Here is an 18,531-nt window from a genome sequence, read left to right on the forward strand (position 1 = left end):
GAACATTACAGGTGCCCTAATGAAAAAAAGAAATTTCAGCGCAGAGTTTAAACGTGAATCCGCTCAACTGGTCCTTGATCAGAACTACACCGTTGCAGCTGCGGCCAGTGCTATGGATGTGGGTCTTTCTACCATGACGCGATGGGTAAAGCAGTTGCGGGATGAACGACAGGGCAAAATACCTAAAGCCTCCCCTATAACCCCGGAACAGATTGAAATACGTGAGCTGAAGAAAAAGCTACAACGCATTGAAATGGAAAACGACATATTAAAAAAGGCTACCGCGCTCTTGATGTCAGACTCCCTGAACAATTCTCGTTAATCGGGAAACTCAGAGCGCAGTATCCTGTGGTCACACTCTGCCACGTGTTCGGGGTTCATCGCAGTAGCTACAAATACTGGGAGAAAAGCGCCGAAAAGCCAGACGGCTGGCGAGCTGTGTTACGCAGCCAGGTTCGGGAGCTGCATAACATCAGCCATGGCTCTGCTGGCGCAAGAAGTATCGCCATTATGGCAACCCTGAGAGGCTTCAGAATGGGACGCTGGCTTGCTGGCAGGCTCATGAAAGAACTGGGGCTGGTGAGTTGTCAGCAGCCTACCCACCGGTATAAACGTGTTGGTCATGAACACATCGCTATCCCGAATCGCCTTGAGCGACAGTTCGCAGTGACAGAACCTAACCAGGTGTGGTGCGGCGATGTGACGTACATCTGGACAGGCAAGCGTTGGGCTTACCTTGCAGTTGTTCTCGATCTGTTCGCAAGGAAACCAGTGGGCTGGGCAATGTCATTCTCGCCGGATAGCAAGCTGACCATCAGAGCGCTGGAAATGGCGTGGGAAGCTCGCGGTAAACCAGCCGGAGTGATGTTCCACAGTGACCAGGGTAGCCACTATACAAGCAGGCAGTTCCGGCAGTTACTGTGGCGTTGCCAGATCAGGCAGAGTATGAGCCGACGTGGAAACTGTTGGGACAACAGCCCGATGGAACGCTTCTTCCGTAGTCTGAAAAACGAGTGGGTGCCAGTGACAGGTTATATAAACTTTAGCGATGCTGCTCATGCGATCACAGACTATATCGTCGGGTATTACAGCTCGCTAAGGCCGCATGACTATAACGGTGGGTTGCCCCCAAACGAATCGGAAAACCGATACTGGAAAAACTCTAAAGCCGTGGCCAGTTTTAGTTGACCACTACAGTTTTAGCTTCAAGCGAACTGCGAAGTTGTTCTTGCTGATGTTCCTGTGGATCGATTTGTTTCGCCAGGAGAGAGCGTGACTCTGCCCGGTAGTTTCTGGCATCGGCAAGCGTAACTGACGGGTAGGGACCTATGCTCTTCTTTGCTCGTTTCTTGGTGACAGGGCGAATGTAGCGAAACTGCCAGATTTTGCTGCCGCTGGATTTGATGAGTAGCTCAAGGCCATCACCATCATAGAGAACGTAGTCCGCTTCCTTAGGCTTAGCAGATTCGATTTCTTTAACGGATAGAGGTTTGGTTTGTCTTGCCATTGCCGGGTTTCCATGGTTTTAGGCACCTCAAAAACAATAAAGCTTTATGAGGTGCCTAACAAGGTGCCTAAAAGGTTCGGATTTAATTAGTTGGCATCAGACTTCGCGGGACAAATTCAAGGCATAAAAAAGCCCGCAGGGCTTGCGCCGTGCGGGCTCTTAGGACTTCATCGGATGACTCTGGTAATCACCGATGGAGAATTTTGGTGGAGCTGGCGGGAGTTGAACCCGCGTCCGAAATTCCTACATCCTCGGTACTACATGCTTAGTCAGTCTTTACATTCGCCTGGCACCTGCGGACAGACACGCCACTACCAGACTAGCCTGATTAGATTTAACGCTTCAACCCCAGGCAGGGCCTCCACGCGATCTCTTTTGGGTTTGACCTCTCTTTGATCCCCGTCTTAAGAGCGGAAGCTAGGGAGAGAGGGCTCAGAGCAGGTTATTAAGCTGCTAAAGCGTAGTTTTCGTCGTTTGCGACTATTTTTTTGCGGCTTTTTACGAGGCCAACCGCCCCTCGGCATGCACCTTGGGTTTCGCGAATCCCGTCGAATCCAGAATCAGCCCCAATGTGTTAGGACAAGTATAACAGACTTGTGACACGCGTGACCAGCCCCCGCAACCCCTAATCCTCAAGGATTTAGCGCTCACGCAGCGCTTCTTTTGCGCGATTAAACGGTTTGATTAAATAGTCGACGATGGTTTTTTCACCTGTTTTTATATCCACTGTGGCAATCATGCCCGGTACGATGGAGAAATGGCGTCCCAGTTTGTTCTGTAAGAAGTCCTGATGGGTGCGGATAAACACGCGGTAATAGAAGATTTCCGGTTTCACTTTATCCTGAATGGTGTCCGGTGAGATGGTTTCGACTACGCCTTCCAGACCGCCGTAAATGGCGTAGTCATAGGCGGTTATCTTCACCAGCGCCCGCTGGCCAGGATGGATGAACGCGATATCACGCGGCGACAGGCGGGTTTCTATCAGCAGATGATCGTCCAGCGGCACAATCTCCATCATCTCGCCGTTGGGCGGAATAACGCCGCCAATGGTGGTGACCTGGATATTTTTCACAATACCACGCATCGGCGCGCGTACGGTCAGGCGGGTGACGGAATCCTCGCGTCCTTTTAAAATAGCCGCCAGCATATCCACTTCGGCGTTGGCTTTTGACAGCGCTTCCCGCGCCTGCACGAAATATTGCGAGCGCAGGTCGGTGATTTTTAATCCCAGATCGCTTTTTTGGCGTTGCAGGCGCAGCACTTCTACGTGGCTGGCGGCACCGCTTTTCTCCAGTCGCTGAGTAATGGCCAATTCTTTATTTACCGAGACCAGCGCATCCTGCAGTTCCGCCATTGAATCCGCAAGCTGTGCGCGGCGGCTTTTATACAGGCGAGTTTCGGAGGCGATGAGATCCGGCCAAGCGCGCAGTGAATCGGGAAAGACCAGCGGCAGATCGTTAACTTCGGCATTGAGCCTTGCGCTGGAGGCCAGTGAGGCGCGATAACGGGCGGCGCTCTCCCCAACGTTGGACTCTGAACGGGTAGGGTCGAGGCGAGCAACAATTTGATTAGCCTGGACTTTATCTCCCTCGCGGACCGTCAGTTCGGCGAGAATACCGCCATCCAGTGATTGCAAGACTTGTTCACGCGAGCTGGGGATCACTTTCCCGCTGCCGGTTGAGACTTCATCCAGCTTGCCGAAATATGCCCAGATACCCAGGACGGCAAACAGCAGCGTGCTGAGCAGAATAATGCGGCTGGCCCCGGAAAAACGGTGCTCGCGGCGGATATCGAGGTCGTCCATGGCGGCATCATGCGGATTGGTTTTCATTTTTCCACTCCCGACCGTGAGTTGGGGCAGGTGCCCGGCTCGCATTCAACGCCTGCGCTTTCGGGGCATCCATGACCAGTTGGCCTTCTTTTAACACCACCACGCGCTCGACCAGTTCCAGAACCGGTACGCGATGGGTGGCGACAATCAATGTGCGGTTACCCAACCACTGGTTGAGGCGCTGAATAAATTCCCGCTCGGTATGTTCATCCAGCGAGGCGCTGGGTTCATCGAGCAGCACGATATTGGGCGATCGCAGCAGCATTCTAGCCAGCAGGATCGACTGCCGTTGTCCACCGGACAAACCGTTGCCGCCTTCCATAATGGGATGCGCCAGCCCTTTGGCGAGCTGTTTAACGAAAGCAGCTGCGCCGCTGACCTCCAGCGCTTCGAAGATCTGCGCGTCGCTGGCGTGCGGTGCGCCGAGGGTCAGGTTCTCGCGTAGGGTGCCGAAAAACAGTCGCGCATTCTGGCTGAGAAAACCGATGTTGCGGCGTAAATCGGCCATATCAATTTGCGCCAGACTCAGGTTATCGAGCCGGACATCGCCCTGGATAATCTCCACACCACCCGCCATGGCCTGTAGCAGCGTTGATTTTCCGGCACCGTTACGCCCGAGGATCGCCACCCGTTCGCCGGGCATGACCTCCAGACGCGTGATCCGCAGTGGAACGCGCTGATCGTCGCTGTGGTAGCGAAAGTGTGCGTTTTCAAAAAGATAATGGCCGTGAAAAATCTCCTGATGCACCCGGTCTTCGTCGTACTGCGTTTCGGTGGGAAGCTGCATGATGCTGTCTAATCCCATCTTCGCCGCCTTAACCTGTTGCCAGCGGGCCAGCACGCCGCACAGATTAGCCATCGGGGCAATCATTCTGGAACCGAGCATTGAAGCCGCCACCACGGCGCCGGTGGTCATCGTGCCTTCAATGACCATCGGCGCGCCAAACATAATGATGGCGGCGTAGACCAGGCTTTGTACCGACATGCCCCAGCCAATCAGCCCTTGAGTCAGCTTACGCGTGCGTAGCCCTGACTCTCCGGTAATACGGATATAGCTGTTCCACTGCTGTAAAAAGCGGTTTTCCGCCTGCATCAGCTTGATGTCTTCCAGCCCCTGGACGCTTTCGACCAGCACCGCGTTGCGCAGGGTGGATTCATGGGCAGCCTGGTTGGCGAGCACCGCCAGCTTCTTCTGTAACAGCAAGCCAGGCAGTATCATCAACAGGGCCGCGACGGGGGCTATCCACGCCAATGGCGGGGCAATACAGGCCAGCACCACGATAAACAGAAAGAAAAACGGCAGATCGACAATGGTCGACATGGTTGAGGAGGTGATCATCTCGCGAACTTGTTCCAGCTCGCGCAGTTGAGAAATAAAGCTCCCCGTCGAGCGGGGGACGGCGCTGTTGCGCAGCCGCAATGCGTGGCTAAACACGCGATCGGAAATGCGCATATCGGCGCGTTTGCCGAGCAGATCCATTATGTGGGTACGCGCTTCGCGCAGCAAAAAGCCAAACAGCACCGCCACCAGAACACCGGTAGAGAGAACATACAGCGTTGGATAAGACTGGGCGGGGATCACCCGGTCATAGACCTGCATGGAAAAGATAATCCCGGCGAGCGACAGGACGTTAATCAGAAAGGCGGCAATCATGACCGGCAGGTAAGGGCGGATGTCCTTTAACACCAGTTCGCGCATCCAGTCGGGCTTGAAGCGAGAAATATAGCGGTCTACCCGACTGTCCTTCAGCGCCGACAGCGGGCGCAGCGCGGTAATGCTTACGATCTCCGGCAGAAGTTCTGCAATCGTTAACCTGTTACGCTGGCCCTCTTCGGCGATGATGAAAACATCTAACGTATCTTCGCCGTTGAAATGTTCTATTACCATCATTTGGCCGTCGCGCAGTTCCGCCACCACTGGCAGGCGCCATTGACCGAACGCCTGCGCGGCGGTATTCAGCGCATGAAATGACAGTCCCGCCTGACGCGCCAGTTGCGATAGGGCCGTGGCCCGGCTTTTTCCCGCAAACCATGGGGCGTTGGCCTGGATTGCGCCAGGAGAACAGGCCACGCGATAGTGATTGGCAATATGCGTCATCGCCTGCGCCCACTGGCTCAGGGCGTGTTCGCCAATTACATCATCCGCATGTGAATCGAGGTCGCTCATAGCTTGATCTCCACCGATTGAATGCTGCGATTATTTAAGGCGAACGCCTGGCGAAGCGAGCCGGTGTTATAGAGACAGTTCAACTGGAGCTGGCGCAGCTGGTTTTGAGTCTGGAGTTCAGCAAAACGGGCCTGATACACCTCTTGCTCGGCGTTAAGCACGTCGAGCAGTGGGCGCGAGCCAAGGTCCAGATATTGCTGTTGATAAAGCTCGCGCGTTTGTTCGCTCAGCCGCTGTTGGCGACGCAGAATCTGCAGGGCGGTGGCGAGGCTCATCGCCTGGCTGCGGGACTCCAGTAATTTCTGCCGTACTTCGAGTCGGGTGCGCTGGATGGAGTATTGTGCAGATTCTACCGCATGGCTGGCGGCGTTGCGTCTGGCGGTGAGTCCGCCCCCCTGATACAGCGGCATTTCAACTTTTACCCATGCAGAATACTGGGTTTTGTCGAGTACCTCATGGCTGGGGTATTTGTCGTTGAGATAGTGCTGAACCGACGGTTCCAGAGAGATGGTGGGCGTCATCTGCGCGTTGGCGTAGTCGAGATTTGCCTGCGCTACATTCGCCTGCGCCCAGGCCGCCAGGACCGCGGGAACCAGTTTATCGTCCGGTTTGACCACATCACAGCTGCTGTCCAGTTTGACCGGGAATTCATTGCTGATGCTGTTAAGCGAGTTCCAGCCGAGGAAGCTCATCAGCGTTGCCTTGCTGCTGTCGAGATTGGCCTGATACTGCGCCAACTGAGAACGTGCAGACTCGATACGCGCATCGGTTTGCACCACGTCTGACAGCGAGGTTGCCCCTTCATCATTGCGTTGACGGGTCAGTCGACCAATGCCGTTTAAGGCGGTGAGCTGCTCTTCGGCGGCGTCCACCATTTGCTGCCACGTCTGTACCTGGACTATTGCGTTGGCGGTGGCGTGGGCGATGGTATCAATACTGAGTAACACATTCGCCTGCTGTTGCGCGGCTCCGGCGGTCTCGGCGCGGACCTGGCTTGCCACTTTGCCGAAGTCGTACAGCATTTGCGATACCGAAATCACCAGCACCGGGCTAAAGCCGTGGTCGGTGTAGGTATTGCTGTAACCGTTGTTCATTCCGGCAGAAACCTGCGGGTAATATTTTGACTTCGCCACGTCGATTTGCTCGTTTTGTGAGAGCAGTTTGCCGATGGATTCACGAATAGAAGGATGCCAGCTCACGGCACGACTCACCGCGTCGTTGAGCGTCAGGCTACCGGGAGCGGCAGCGCTCAGCGGCAGATCGGCAACCGCGCCGTCCAGCGAGGGAAGCATCTGGCTAGTGGCCAGTCCTTCCGGCGTAATAATTTGCGGTTCATCTTCGGCATTCACCCGCAGGGTACAGAGCGTTAATGCCAGCAGTAAGGCAACAGGCGCGACATTTCTCATAGATTATCCCTTACAAAATACGGCAGCGACGACTGTTATTGCCCCGGATGTCATCGCATCCGGGGCTGTAGTTATGGCGCTTTAACGCTATATGTTCACTTCAGGGCACAATGTGATTTTGTTGCACCAGCTCGTCGAGCGTGGTGTGTACGTTCTCCAGCGTGATGAGATTGGTTGAGTGATAAGTGTTGCCCGTACCGTCACGGTCGATGGCAATAACCGTGTTGTTACCGCTGGTTGTAACGGTGAGGTAGTTGCCGAGCGTCGCGTTCTGCCCGTTCCAGCCCACCAGCAGGTCACCGATATCGATTTTGTCACCCTGGGCCAGCGAGAAGTTGGTCCAGGTGTCCGCTGTTCCGTTACCGCCGGTAGCGTCGTTGGCATTGAGCAGGTGATAAATCAGCGTATCGCCGTAGGCGCTGCCAGTCAGGCGATCGGCATCGACGGTACTCACCACTTGCGGATTCATATTGATGGTCAGCGTAGCGGTATCGGTATGGCCATTCAGGTCGTTAAGGGTGTAGGTAAATGTCTCTTTGGTGACGATGGTGGAGAGCGAGACATCGCTGTTGAGGGCATAGGTGTAATGACCATCAATGCCAATGGTCAGTTTGCCGTACAACCCGTTAATGATGGCGCTGGTCGTGCTGCTCAGCGGATCCAGCGTGGCGGCGCTGCCGCCCGTGCCATTCACCGTTAGCAAGGTATGCACGCTGGCAATATGGTCTCCGTCATAAATATTGCCGGTGACGCTATTCGCTGTGGAAGTCTCGAAGTTTTGCAGGTCGATTATCGTGCCTTTCACGCTGGGGGTGATGGTGATATTCCCCAGCCCCAGAGCCCCGACGCTGCCGGTATAGTCGAGGCGATAGTTGCCGGGGTGCAGTACTACCCCGCTGAGGGCAATATCAATATTGCCGCCAATCAGCAATCCGCCATTGAATGAGTTACCGGCAATCTTGACGTTGTTGCTGTCATACAGCGCCCAGGTGACGGTCAGTCCGCCCAGCGTCAGACCTGAAGCGACGTTAAAATGCAGTATGGCGTTTTGCACCGCCGTTCCCGTCGCGACTTCAATGACGCCAGTACCATTTTGTGAGGTGGGTGAAAGGAGTTGGGCGCTCCAGCTGGCGTTGCCAACGCTGTTGTCGGTAAACGACCTGGATGTATCGGCCTGGGTGGTGACCGCCATCTGGCTGCTGATGTCGTTTACGGCATCCAGCGCCTGTGGGGTTGCCGTAATGTTCAGCGACGCGCTACCGGTATCGCCGTTTGGTGCTTTGACCTTATACACGAAGCTATCCGGCGTATTGATACCGTCTGCGCCCAGTCCGCTTCTCAGCGTGTAGGTATAGTTCCCTTTCGCATCAATAGTCAGTGTGCCGTACTGTCCGTTAATGGTGGTAGTGCCTGTTGTGTTAACGGTGACACCGTTAACTTCGGTGATAACGGTATTAGCCGGAGCCGAGTCGTTGGCCAGCAGATTTCCATTGGTTGCTGCACTCAGGCTGTCGACGGCGTAGGTGTGATCGGCCTGAATATTCAGGGTATAGCTGGTTAACAGCGTCAGGCCGCCGGAAGCGTTAAGCAGGAACAGATAGTCACCGCCCGGCAGTGTAATGGTATACGCCGGTGAGCTGCCGCCCAGCAGGGCGGTGACCCAGTTCGGCTGTACCCGGTACTGCTCATACTGCTGAATAGACTCGTTGAAGCGGTAGACATAGAGATCAAAGCCGCCCAGCGTTACGCCAAGTACGTTGGCCTGAACCGTGATCGTTCGCGTCGCGCCGTCATCAACGTTGAATTTAATCGGGTTGGTCAAACCGTTGACCAGGCTAACATCCAACAATTGTCCCAAACCAACGCTGGCGAGCGTGAAGCCGGTTTGTTGTGATGGATGGTTGTCGACTGCGATGACCTGCGTCCCGTAAGTCAGCGCAGCCACATCGTCTGCCGCAGTTACCGTGCTGGTGGTTGGGGCCTGACCCAGCGTGACCACCAGTTTTGCCGAGGAGTGATCGCTGCCATGCGTTAGCGTGTAGGTGAAGCTTTCGGAACGTCCATACACTGAGATTGACGTATTGGTCAGAGTATAGGTGTAGCTACCATTCTGATTGATATGCAGGGTGCCGTATTTTCCCTGCACATCAATGCCGCCCGCCGGGATGTTCACCACGTTGCCGTTACCGTCGGTGATGGCGGTGACCAGCGTGCCGGAAGGGGCGTTATCCTGCCCATTGGCGGGATCGGTATCGGTGATGATATTGCCAGACTCGGTAGTACCACCGGTGATGGTCCCTGCGCTGGCTTTTACCACCGAGACATCCAGGCTGGTGTATGCCCCTGTCGCCAGTAGGTTGGTGTTGTAGCTGACCACGCGGTAATCCCCGCCAGTCAGTCCGCTGTAATTGAGCGTTACGCCCGAGGCGCCTAGGGTGAGCAGGCTGGCAAAGTCTGGTTTCCCGGTATCCACCACCGTTACCCAGGCATTCAGCCCGGTGTCAAAGCGCTGGATGACGACTTCAAGCGTGTTTAACAGCGACAGCACCACGCCGGTCGCTGCGGCATTGATTGTAATGGATCCGCTGCCGCCAGAAGCGATGCTGAAATTGACGCTTGCTGTATCGTTCCCCAGCACGTTGGCGACATTTCCCAGCGCATTGACCAACAGGAAACCATAATCGCTTTGATGCTCGGTGCTGACGGTGACATCGGTTTGTAGAGGCAGACTGGTGACATTGTCTTCAGCCAGCAGCGGCAATACCGGCGCGATTGCGCTTGTTGGCAATGAGGTATTTCCCGCCGCATCGGTCGCCGTGGCGGACAGCGACAGCCCCTCAATCTGGCGAACCGGCAGGTTGACGCTGTAGACACCGCTGCTGTTGGCGATTGCCGTCACGCTGGTGCCGCCGGGCAGAGAGATGGTAACCGTGCTTCCCGCTTCGGCGACGCCGCTGATGGTACCGCCATCGGCGCTGATCAGTATCGTTGGCGCGGTCGGTGGCGTGGTATCCACAATCACGCTGAACGAGCCGGACACCCCGCTTACGCCGTTGGCGTTTGTTGCCGTGGCGGTAAACGCGTGGTTACCTTCGCTGAGCGCGCCGGATGGGGTAAAGTTCCAGAGCCCGTTACTATCTGCGGTCGTACTGCCCATGAGTACGCTGTTGTTGTACAGATTGATGATGGCGTTAGCCTGCGCCGTTCCACTAAGCGTTGGCAGGGTATCATTGGTAGTTTTACCGGGAGCGACGGGTCCCATGATAGTGCCAACGTCATCGAGCACGCTGGCAATAACCGGCGCAGGCGGTACGCCAGTAAACGGTGCCAGCACGTTACCCGATGTGCCGATGTTGCCTGCGGCATCCTGTGCGCTGACCAGCAGCGTTTGCCCACTGATTTGCGGTGGGCTCAGCGTGAAGGTGAAATTACCGGAGGCGTTGGCTGTTGCGGTACCAAGTACGGTTCCGCTGCTGGAGGTGATGATCACCGTACTGTTCGCTTCGGCAGCGCCGGTCAGCGTGGTGCCGTTGGCGTTGACCGCCAGACCGGTTGGAATACCCGGTGCGACGGTATCGACCACAATTGCGGAGGCAGACGATAGCCCGCTGGTATTACCTGCGGTATCTGTTGCTGTGATGGTGAAGGAATGCGTCCCCTGACCCAACGCCGTAGGTGGCGTGTAATTCCAGCTGCCGCTGCCGTCCGCCGTTACGCTGGTTACAAAGGTGCCGTTATCATAAATATCGACCCGAGCGTTGGCTTCCGTGGTGCCGTTTAACGTTGGGCGTGCGTCGTTGGTTGGCTGATTATTGCCAATCACCCCGGTGTTTGGCCCAACATCGTCAATAATGCTGCTGATTGAAGGCTGCGTTGGTGCCGTGGTGTCGACCACTACGCTAAAGCCTGCCGTTGCGCCGCTGGTGTTGCCCGCCGCATCGGTAGCGGTGACGGTGAAGGTGTGCGATCCATTCGCCAGTGGCGTGGTTGGGGTAAACGTCCAGCTGTTATTACTTTGTACCAGCGCCGTGCCCAGCAGGGTGCTGCCGTCATAGATGCTGACGGTGCTGCCCGCTTCGGCGGTACCGTTGAGCGTTGGTCGGGCATCGTTAGTCAGTTGCCCGTTGCTAAGCCCCGCGTTGAACACACCGCCTGCGACGTCATCCACCACCGAGGTCAGGAGCGGCGCTGACGGCGCGATCGTGTCAACGTTGATAATAAATTCGCTTGAGGTGGGGCTGACGTTCCCGGCGGCATCCGTGGCAATGGCGGTAAAGACATGCGGGCCGTTGCCCAGTGTGGCAGGCAGATATTCCCAGGTGCCATCTATTGCCGCTGTCACCGTCGCCAGCAGCGTGCCATTATCGTAGATGGCTACCCGGGCACCGGCTTCCGCCGAGCCGTTCAGTACGGGGCGAGTATCATTGGTGTAAGCGCCGTTCGACAGCGTTCCGGTTCCCGGCACCACGTCATCAAAAGCCTGGATAATCGTTGGCGCAAGCGGGGCAACAGTATCAACAACGATGTTAAATCCAGCGGACGTTGAGCTAACGTTTCCGGCTGCGTCGGTTGCTGTCACCGTCAGCGTGTGGTTGCCGTTGCTCAGCGCTGTTCCCGGCGTGAAAATCCATGCACCGCCCCCGTCTGCCGAAACGGTATCGATCAGCGTGCCGTTGTCGTAAATTTTAACCGTTGAATTGGCCTCTGCCGTGCCGCTGAGGGTAGGGCGCGCATCGTTTGTCGCCTGGCCGTTGTTCAGATTTCCGGTCAGCGGGCCGACATCATCGGTGACCTGAGTGATCACTGGTGCTGCCGGTGCTTGTGTGTCGACGGTGTAGGTAAAGCCGCCTGAAGGCAGACTGGTATTGCCTGCGCTATCTGTCGCCGTGACGGTCAGAGTATGCAGGCCGTTACTCAATGCCGTTGAGGGCGTAAAACTCCAGGTTCCGCCTGCGCCGACGATGGTGGTGCCAATGGGCTGACCATCGCTCAGGACGGTAATGGTCGCGCCAACTTCACCGGTACCGCTGAGCGCCGGGCGACTTTCGTTACTGATTTGCCCGTTGGAGATTGGCCCGGTTGTCGGCGCGGTATTGTCCTGAACGGTCAGAATTACTGGTGCAGACGGGGCAACTGAATCGACCAAAACGGTGAACGAGGCAGAAGCTCCGCTGGTGTTGCCCGCCGCATCCGTCGCGGTCACCGTAAAGATATTTTCCCCCTGCGCCAGCGCGTTTGTTGGGGTGAAGCTCCAGCTACCGGCTCCATCAGCATTTGCGGTGCCAATGATAGTACCGTTACTACGAATGGTGACAATAGCATTAGCTTCGGTCGTGCCACTTAGTGTTGGTTGGGCATCATTGGTCAGTTGGCCGTTGGTCAACAGCGTGCTTCCCGGCTGATCTTCGATGACCGAGGTAATACTTGGCGCGGCGGGCGCCAGCGTATCGACAACCACGACGAACGGTGGCGCTGCCGGGCTGATGTTGCCTGCACCATCCGTGACGGTGGCTGTCAGCGAATGGCTTCCTTCACTGAGCGCAGGGGCTGGCGTAAAGCTCCAGTTACCGCTGGCGTCGCTGGTGGTTGTGCCAATCACTGTGCTGCCATCACGGATGGTGACAATTGAATCTGCCTCGGTAACGCCCGTGAGCGTTGGGGTATTATCGTTAGTTGACTGTCCGGACGTCAGGTTTTGAATGGTGCCAACGTTGTCTGTGACTGTGACAATGGAGGGGGCATTCGGAATTAAAGTATCAACAATGATCAGAAAATCAGCGGAGGCATCGCCCTGGTTGCCAGCAGCATCGGTTGCGCGAGCGGTAAAGAGGTGATTGCCTTCTCCCAGCGCGTCTGTCGGGGTAAAGCTCCAGAATCCGTTGCTGTTTACCGTGGCTGTGGCATAAGCGACGCCGTTATCGTAGAGGGTGATGGTTGCGCCAGCTTCGCCGGTGCCGTTGAACGTCGGGCGAGAGTCGTTGGTCATTTGCCCTTTATCCAACGACCCGGTGCCGGGGGCAACATCGTCGATAATGCTGGTGATAGCCGGTGCTTGCGGCGCAGTAGTGTCGATGGTAATGGCATAGTTTGGCGACAGGCCGCTTGGTATTCCCCCCACGATTTGCGACACGGTGAAGTTATAGGTTATGCCGTTTATCAGCGCCGTAGGCAACTGATAACTCCATGCGCCGGAAACAGCGTCGGCTATTACCGTTATCGGTGGCAATCCACCATTGATATAAATATTAACGGTTGCCCCGGCGGTGGCCGTTCCTTGCAACAACGGTAAGGTATCGTTAGTGGTTTTACCGTTGCCAATATCGCCTGTTCCGGGGGCAGCATCGTCGATAATTTGCAGAGTTGGCGGATGCGGAACGCTGGATATTGAGGCGGTAAACGGTGTTTCTCCGCTTTGGTTACCCGCTGGATCCTGAGCGATCGCGTTCAATGATTCACCCGCCGTCTGCGCTGGTGAAATCGTGACGGTGTAAGCTCCGGTAGTGCTATCTGCGACGGTCTGGCCCAGCACCGTTGTACCGTTTCTGATGATGACGGTGCTGCCCGGGTCGGCTGTCCCGCTCACCAGCGTACCGCTATTATCTATGGTGTCTACAGCGGGGGCGCCCGGCGCTTGTGTATCGGTTGTTATAACGATCGGGTTGGCCGCCGGAAGGCTATTACCTGCCGCATCCTGCGCACCAAAGGTCAGCGTATGTTGCGCATTGGCAGAAAGCGGAACGTCCACGCTCCATTTACCATCGGCTCCCACCGTTGTGGTGACCAGCGGGATGGGATTGCTATTATCATAGATTAGGATCGTACTGCCCGGCGTTCCCGTTCCACTGACGGTGGGCGAGAGATCGTCCGTCACGCTTCCATTGCCGAGTGTACCGGTAATCACGCCGACGTTATCTTCGATATTCGTCACAAGTGGCGCTGTGAGCAGTGTGGTGTTCACCGTAAATGAAATACTGTTTGAGCTGTTGCTGATGTTACCTGCCGCATCGGTTGCGGTTGCGGTCATCATGTAGGTGCCATTGGGAAGCGGGGTCGTCGGCGTGATGCTCCACAAACCATTCACCACGGTAGTGGTGCCGATGACGGTAGTGCCGTTATACAGCGTAATGATCGAGCCGCTTTCTCCGGTTCCGCGCACAGTTGGCGTGCTGTCATCGGTGGTTCCGTTTTCCGGGATATCTGCCTGAATCGCGCCTACGTCGTCATATACGGTAAGGATTGTGGGCGTTGCGGGAGGCGTAATATCAATGTTCAGTGGGATGGCGGTCGACGGTTGGCTGATGTTACCTGCCGGATCGGTTGCGGTAACGGTAACCTGATAAGTGTCCGGATTAATAGGCGTGGTGGGTGTAAAACTCCAGGTGCCGTCTGCGCCAACCGTCGTGGTACCGAGTGGCGTGGTATTACCATCAAGGTAAATAGAAATACGGTCTCCAACGTTTCCCGTGCTGCTAAAGGTCGGTGTGGTGTCGTTGGTGATGCCGTTCGTGATGACTCCCGTGATCGGATTTAGATCATCCGTAATGGTAGGAGGTGCGGGCTGCCCCGGAGCAACATTATCTATCGTCAGCGTAAAGCCAGCTGACGGGATCCCCGTGTTGCCTGCAATGTCTGTCGCTGCGGCGGTGAATTTGTGCGGGCCATCTGCAAGCGCGGGATTTGGGGTAAATGTCCAGGTTCCATTTGGCTGAACGATGGTGGTGCCAATAGAGGCGTTATTGTCAAAAATGGTGATTGTCGCCCCTGCTTCACCAGTGCCAGATAGCGTGGGGGCGAGGCTCTTGGTGCTGCCGCCGTTAGTGAGTTCCTGAGTGGTGCTGCCAATCAGGCCTTCTACTGTAGTGATGACCGGGGCCGCTGGAGGTGTGGTATCAATGGTCAGCGTGAAATTTCCGGCATTGCTGGCGTTACCCGCTGCATCTGTTGCGATAGCAGATAATGTATGTGGGCCTTCACTAAGCGGCTGAGTGATCTGGAAACTCCAGGTGCCCCCGGACACGACCGTTGCGGTTCCAATAAGTGTGGCGCCGTCATAGATAGTGATGGTGGAGTCGACGGTCCCGGTCCCCTTCAGCAGCGGCAGGGTATCGTTTGAACGGCTACCGGTGGGCAGATCGGTGGGTGCATTCCCGACGTCGTCGGTTGCGGTCAAAATCACGGGGGTCCCAGGTGCTTGGGTATCCACGGTGACACTGACTACGATGGGCGAGGTAATGACGTTACCGGCTGCATCTGTTGCTGATACCGTAAACTGGTGGATGCGATCGTTGAGCGCCAGATTGGTTGGAACGGTATAGCTCCAGGTCCCCGAGCTGTCGATAAGCATCACCGTCATCAGCAGACTGCCATCGTACAGGCTCACGAGCGAGCCCGGCTCACCGGTACCTGAGAGGGTTGGCGTGTTGTCGTTGGTAATCCAGGCATTGCTCGCGACGTTACCGGCGCTGCTGCCAACATCAGCGTTAACCAGCGTTATGACTGGCACTGTTGGCGCGATGGTATCGACAATGATTTTCCAGCTTGCCGCGCCGCTGGTGTTACTCGCCGCGTCTGTGGCGGTCACCGTGAAAATGTGAGCGCCTTCGCTCAGCGCCGAGGTAGGCGTATAGTTCCAGTTACCGTTGGTATCTGCGGTCACCGTCGTCAGCAGGGTGCCGTTATTGTAAATTTTGACCAGAGAACCCGCTTCGGCAGTGCCTTCCAGTTTAGGTTTGCTGTCGTTGGTGACGTCGCCGTTATTGAGAGGACCCTGGTACATGGGCTGGTCATCCGTCACGGCGGTAATGATCGGAATGCCGGGGGCGGTGATATCTGGCGCCAACGCGGAAGTAGGCAGACTCTCGTTATTGCTGCTGTCCGTTGCGGTGACGTTTACTGTTTCGCCGTTCTTTTGCAGCGGCGTAATCGACACCGTGAAGTTGCCGCCGCTGTCAGCCTGACCTGTGCCAATCGGGCTACCGTTGCTGTCTTTGATGGTGATAGTGCTTCCCGCTTCGGCATGTCCACTCACAGACCCGCCGTCTCCGGCGACACTAACGCCGGTTGGCGCATCAGGCGCCGTGGTATCCGGGGCGGTGAGCGGGGTGTTACCGCTGGTATTGCCTGCCGCATCCGTCGCGTTGGCGACAAGATGTTCTCCGTTGGTTTGTGGCGGAACCAGCGTTGCGGTGAAACTTCCGTCCGGGCCGGCGGTTGCCGTTCCAATATTCGCGCCACCTGGATCCAGAATATGTATCGTACTGTTGGGTTCTGCTATGCCGGTAACCTGATCGCCTGTGGAGTTAATCACCAGGTTAACAGGCGGCTGCGGGGCCGTGATGTCTGGCGCGAGCGCAGTTTCTGGCAGGCTTGGGTTTCCTGCCGGATCGGTTGCGATGGCTTCAATGGTTTCGCCATTGGTCTGTGGTGGGTTAATGGTGATGGTAAATGAGCCATCCGGCCCGGCGACGCCGCTGCCGATCTGAGTTCCGCTACTGCTGGTGATAACTACGGTATTGCCTGGCTCGGTCGTTCCGGTGACGACAGTCCCATCTGCAGATACGTTGAGATCATCAGGTGGCGACGGTGGCTGGGTGTCGATGTTGATATTGAACGCTGGTGACATGCCTCCTGTACCTGACTGGTTTGTCGCGGTGGCGGTGAAGGCGTGTAGCTCATCTGATAACGGGGAGCTGGAAGTCCATGTCCAGTTACCGTTACCGTCAGCCAGTACGCTGACGATAATTGTGCCGTTGTCGTAAATAGTCACTGTGCTGTTGGCATCGGCAGTGCCAGAGAGCGTGGGGGTATTATCGTTGGTGGCCTGATTGTTGCTCAATGGCCCGGTTGATGGGGAGAAGTCATCCATCACGCTGACGATAACCGGTACGCCAGGATAGCCCGAGTTCGTCGCATTGAATGGGGTATCTGGCCCGATGTTACCGGCCTGGTCCTGAATCTTCGCGATTAGCGCTTCACCGTGCGTCTGTGAAGGTGAAATCGCGATGACGAAATTGCCGGTTTGGCCGACCGTTATTGAACCCAGAACCTGATTATTGCTACCGATGATCATCACCAGGCTTCCAGCCTCAGCACTACCGGTTACCTCAGTGCCTTCCGGATTAACGGAGGAAATGACCGCGCCTTCAGGCGGGGTAGTATCGACGGTGAATGTAGGTACGCTCGTTTCCGCGCTCACGTTACCCGCATCGTCAGTTTGCGTCAGCGTCAGATTGTGAACACCGTCGCTAAGCGGTGTGTCCGGTGTAAACGTCCAGTTGCCATTGTCATCCACCTGGACCATACCAATCAGAATGCCGTTATCAGAAATGCTGATGTAAGAACCAGCTTCGCCAGTGCCTGTGAGCGTTGGCGTGGCATCGTCGGTTACGCCGTTAATACCGATCAAGCCTTTAATGGAACCGGAATCGTCAGTTATTTCTGTGACCACAGGGGCGTCGGGGGCAAGCGTATCGACAATAATCTCCCAACTGTCTGACATGCCGCTGCTGCCTGTACCGTCTGATGCACTGACGGTAAACTTGTGGGTACCGTCTGCGAGTGGAGAGGATGGCGTAAACGACCAGTTGCCGTTGGCATCGATAGCGACCTGGCCGATTTCTACGCCGTTATCAAAAATATGCAATGTAGCATTTGCGGGGCCGGTACCCTGGAGAGTGGGCGTATTATCGTTGGTGGATTCCTGCTGATTAACAGGACCAGTAATTAGCTCCTGGTCATCGATTACACTGGTAATAACCGGCACATCTGGTGCGTTAGGTGTTGTCGTTGGCGGATCGCCGCCATCGCCATCGCCATTACCGTTTCCACCACCATCGCCGTTACCGTTGCCATTACCGCTTCCGGCGTTGTTATCGCTCCCACCGCCACCGCCACCGCCACCGCCACCGCCACCGCCGCCGCCGCCACCTCCACCGCCGCCACCGCCAACTGCGGCAAGGCCAATTCCGCCAGCAACCGCGATCCCGCCAAGAACCCACGGCCAGACGGCGCCGCCTTCATGGCTTCCCTCGGCAGTCATTAGCGGAGTGAGATCGTCTAAATGCTGGAAGTGGAACGCTCCACCAGTATCCTGAACCCACCACAGCGCGCCATTGCTGTCTTCCAGAACAAGCTGGTTTTGCGCATCACCTTTTCCGACGTAGAAGTTTTTAATGGTGATGGTTTCACCCGAGCGGAGTGTGACAACCAGATCCTGATTAACGCGTGTTAGTTGACTTACCTCCTCACGCGACACCGACAGTTTCACGATAGAAGGCGAACTGAGCGTAACTTCAGAGGATTCAACATTTGTGGAAACGCCAGTTAATTTTGATACAACGGCGAGTAGACGCATATGTTCACTCCTGATGGCATGTCGGGAGTATTAATCCGCAACAGCGCGCTGGGAAAATGAGCAGACAGGGGCCCCGTTCATCATAAAGATGAATTTACACATGTAATTACATTGATTAGGTCATGCAGATGTTCGTTTACTTAGTAAATACGTTCGGGACCTGCCGACTGAATAGTTCTTTCGTATTAGATGATATAGTCAGAAAGAAAGTATTCTGCAACTTATCCATATTAAAAATATATTTGGCTAATTGAAAAGGATACTTTT

5 protein-coding genes, 1 other RNA gene and 1 pseudogene are annotated in these 18,531 nt (G+C 55.9%); 1 reads left to right on the plus strand and 6 read right to left on the minus strand.

The genetic code is table 11. The annotated features are described in order from the left end of the window. Positions 1-19: 19 nt before the first annotated feature. A protein-coding gene (locus tag GFB57_RS10350; protein WP_100216202.1) for an IS3 family transposase occupies positions 20-1,188 on the plus strand; the annotation gives its coding sequence in 2 pieces (ribosomal slippage) (positions 20-269 and positions 269-1,188; 1,170 coding nt in all). Positions 1,189-1,195: 7 nt separating this feature from the next. On the opposite strand, the pseudogene GFB57_RS10355 reads toward GFB57_RS10350, so the two are convergent. The 6 genes and pseudogenes from GFB57_RS10355 to GFB57_RS10380 form a co-directional block, all read right to left on the minus strand. Further along, positions 1,196-1,507, minus strand: a pseudogene (locus tag GFB57_RS10355) (integrase arm-type DNA-binding domain-containing protein); the annotation flags it as partial. A gap of 204 nt (positions 1,508-1,711) precedes the next feature. Beyond that, positions 1,712-2,075, minus strand: a transfer-messenger RNA (tmRNA) gene (gene ssrA, locus GFB57_RS10360). A 72-nt stretch (positions 2,076-2,147) separates the two neighbouring features. After that, on the minus strand, positions 2,148-3,311 hold the full coding sequence (locus GFB57_RS10365; RefSeq protein ID WP_085951585.1) for an HlyD family efflux transporter periplasmic adaptor subunit: 1,164 nt from the start codon (positions 3,309-3,311) through the stop codon (positions 2,148-2,150). Positions 3,312-3,318: 7 nt separating this feature from the next. Beyond that, positions 3,319-5,505: a type I secretion system permease/ATPase gene (locus GFB57_RS10370; protein ID WP_003033428.1), complete on the minus strand. Its 2,187-nt coding sequence runs from the start codon at positions 5,503-5,505 to the stop codon at positions 3,319-3,321. After that, complete coding sequence (locus tag GFB57_RS10375; protein ID WP_003033426.1) at positions 5,502-6,911, minus strand: TolC family outer membrane protein; 1,410 nt, start codon at positions 6,909-6,911, stop codon at positions 5,502-5,504. The genes GFB57_RS10370 and GFB57_RS10375 overlap by 4 nt, the downstream gene beginning before the upstream one ends. Positions 6,912-7,011: 100 nt before the next feature. Further along, a complete protein-coding gene (locus GFB57_RS10380) occupies positions 7,012-18,264 on the minus strand; it encodes a BapA/Bap/LapF family large adhesin (RefSeq protein ID WP_290366970.1) in 11,253 nt (3,750 codons plus the stop codon). Positions 18,265-18,531: the final 267 nt, after the last annotated feature.

Origin of the sequence: Citrobacter sp. S39 (assembly GCF_009495675.1) — a bacterium.
Taxonomy (GTDB): Bacteria; Pseudomonadota; Gammaproteobacteria; order Enterobacterales; family Enterobacteriaceae; genus Citrobacter; species Citrobacter freundii.

Excerpts from the sequence above, each read along its gene's own strand:
- GFB57_RS10380 (WP_290366970.1), bottom strand. The coding sequence starts at position 18,264 with ATGCGTCTACTCGCCGTTGTATCAAAATTAACTGGCGTTTCCACAAAT.
- GFB57_RS10370 (WP_003033428.1), bottom strand. The coding sequence starts at position 5,505 with ATGAGCGACCTCGATTCACATGCGGATGATGTAATTGGCGAACACGCC.
- GFB57_RS10375 (WP_003033426.1), bottom strand. The coding sequence starts at position 6,911 with ATGAGAAATGTCGCGCCTGTTGCCTTACTGCTGGCATTAACGCTCTGT.
- GFB57_RS10365 (WP_085951585.1), bottom strand. The coding sequence starts at position 3,311 with ATGGACGACCTCGATATCCGCCGCGAGCACCGTTTTTCCGGGGCCAGC.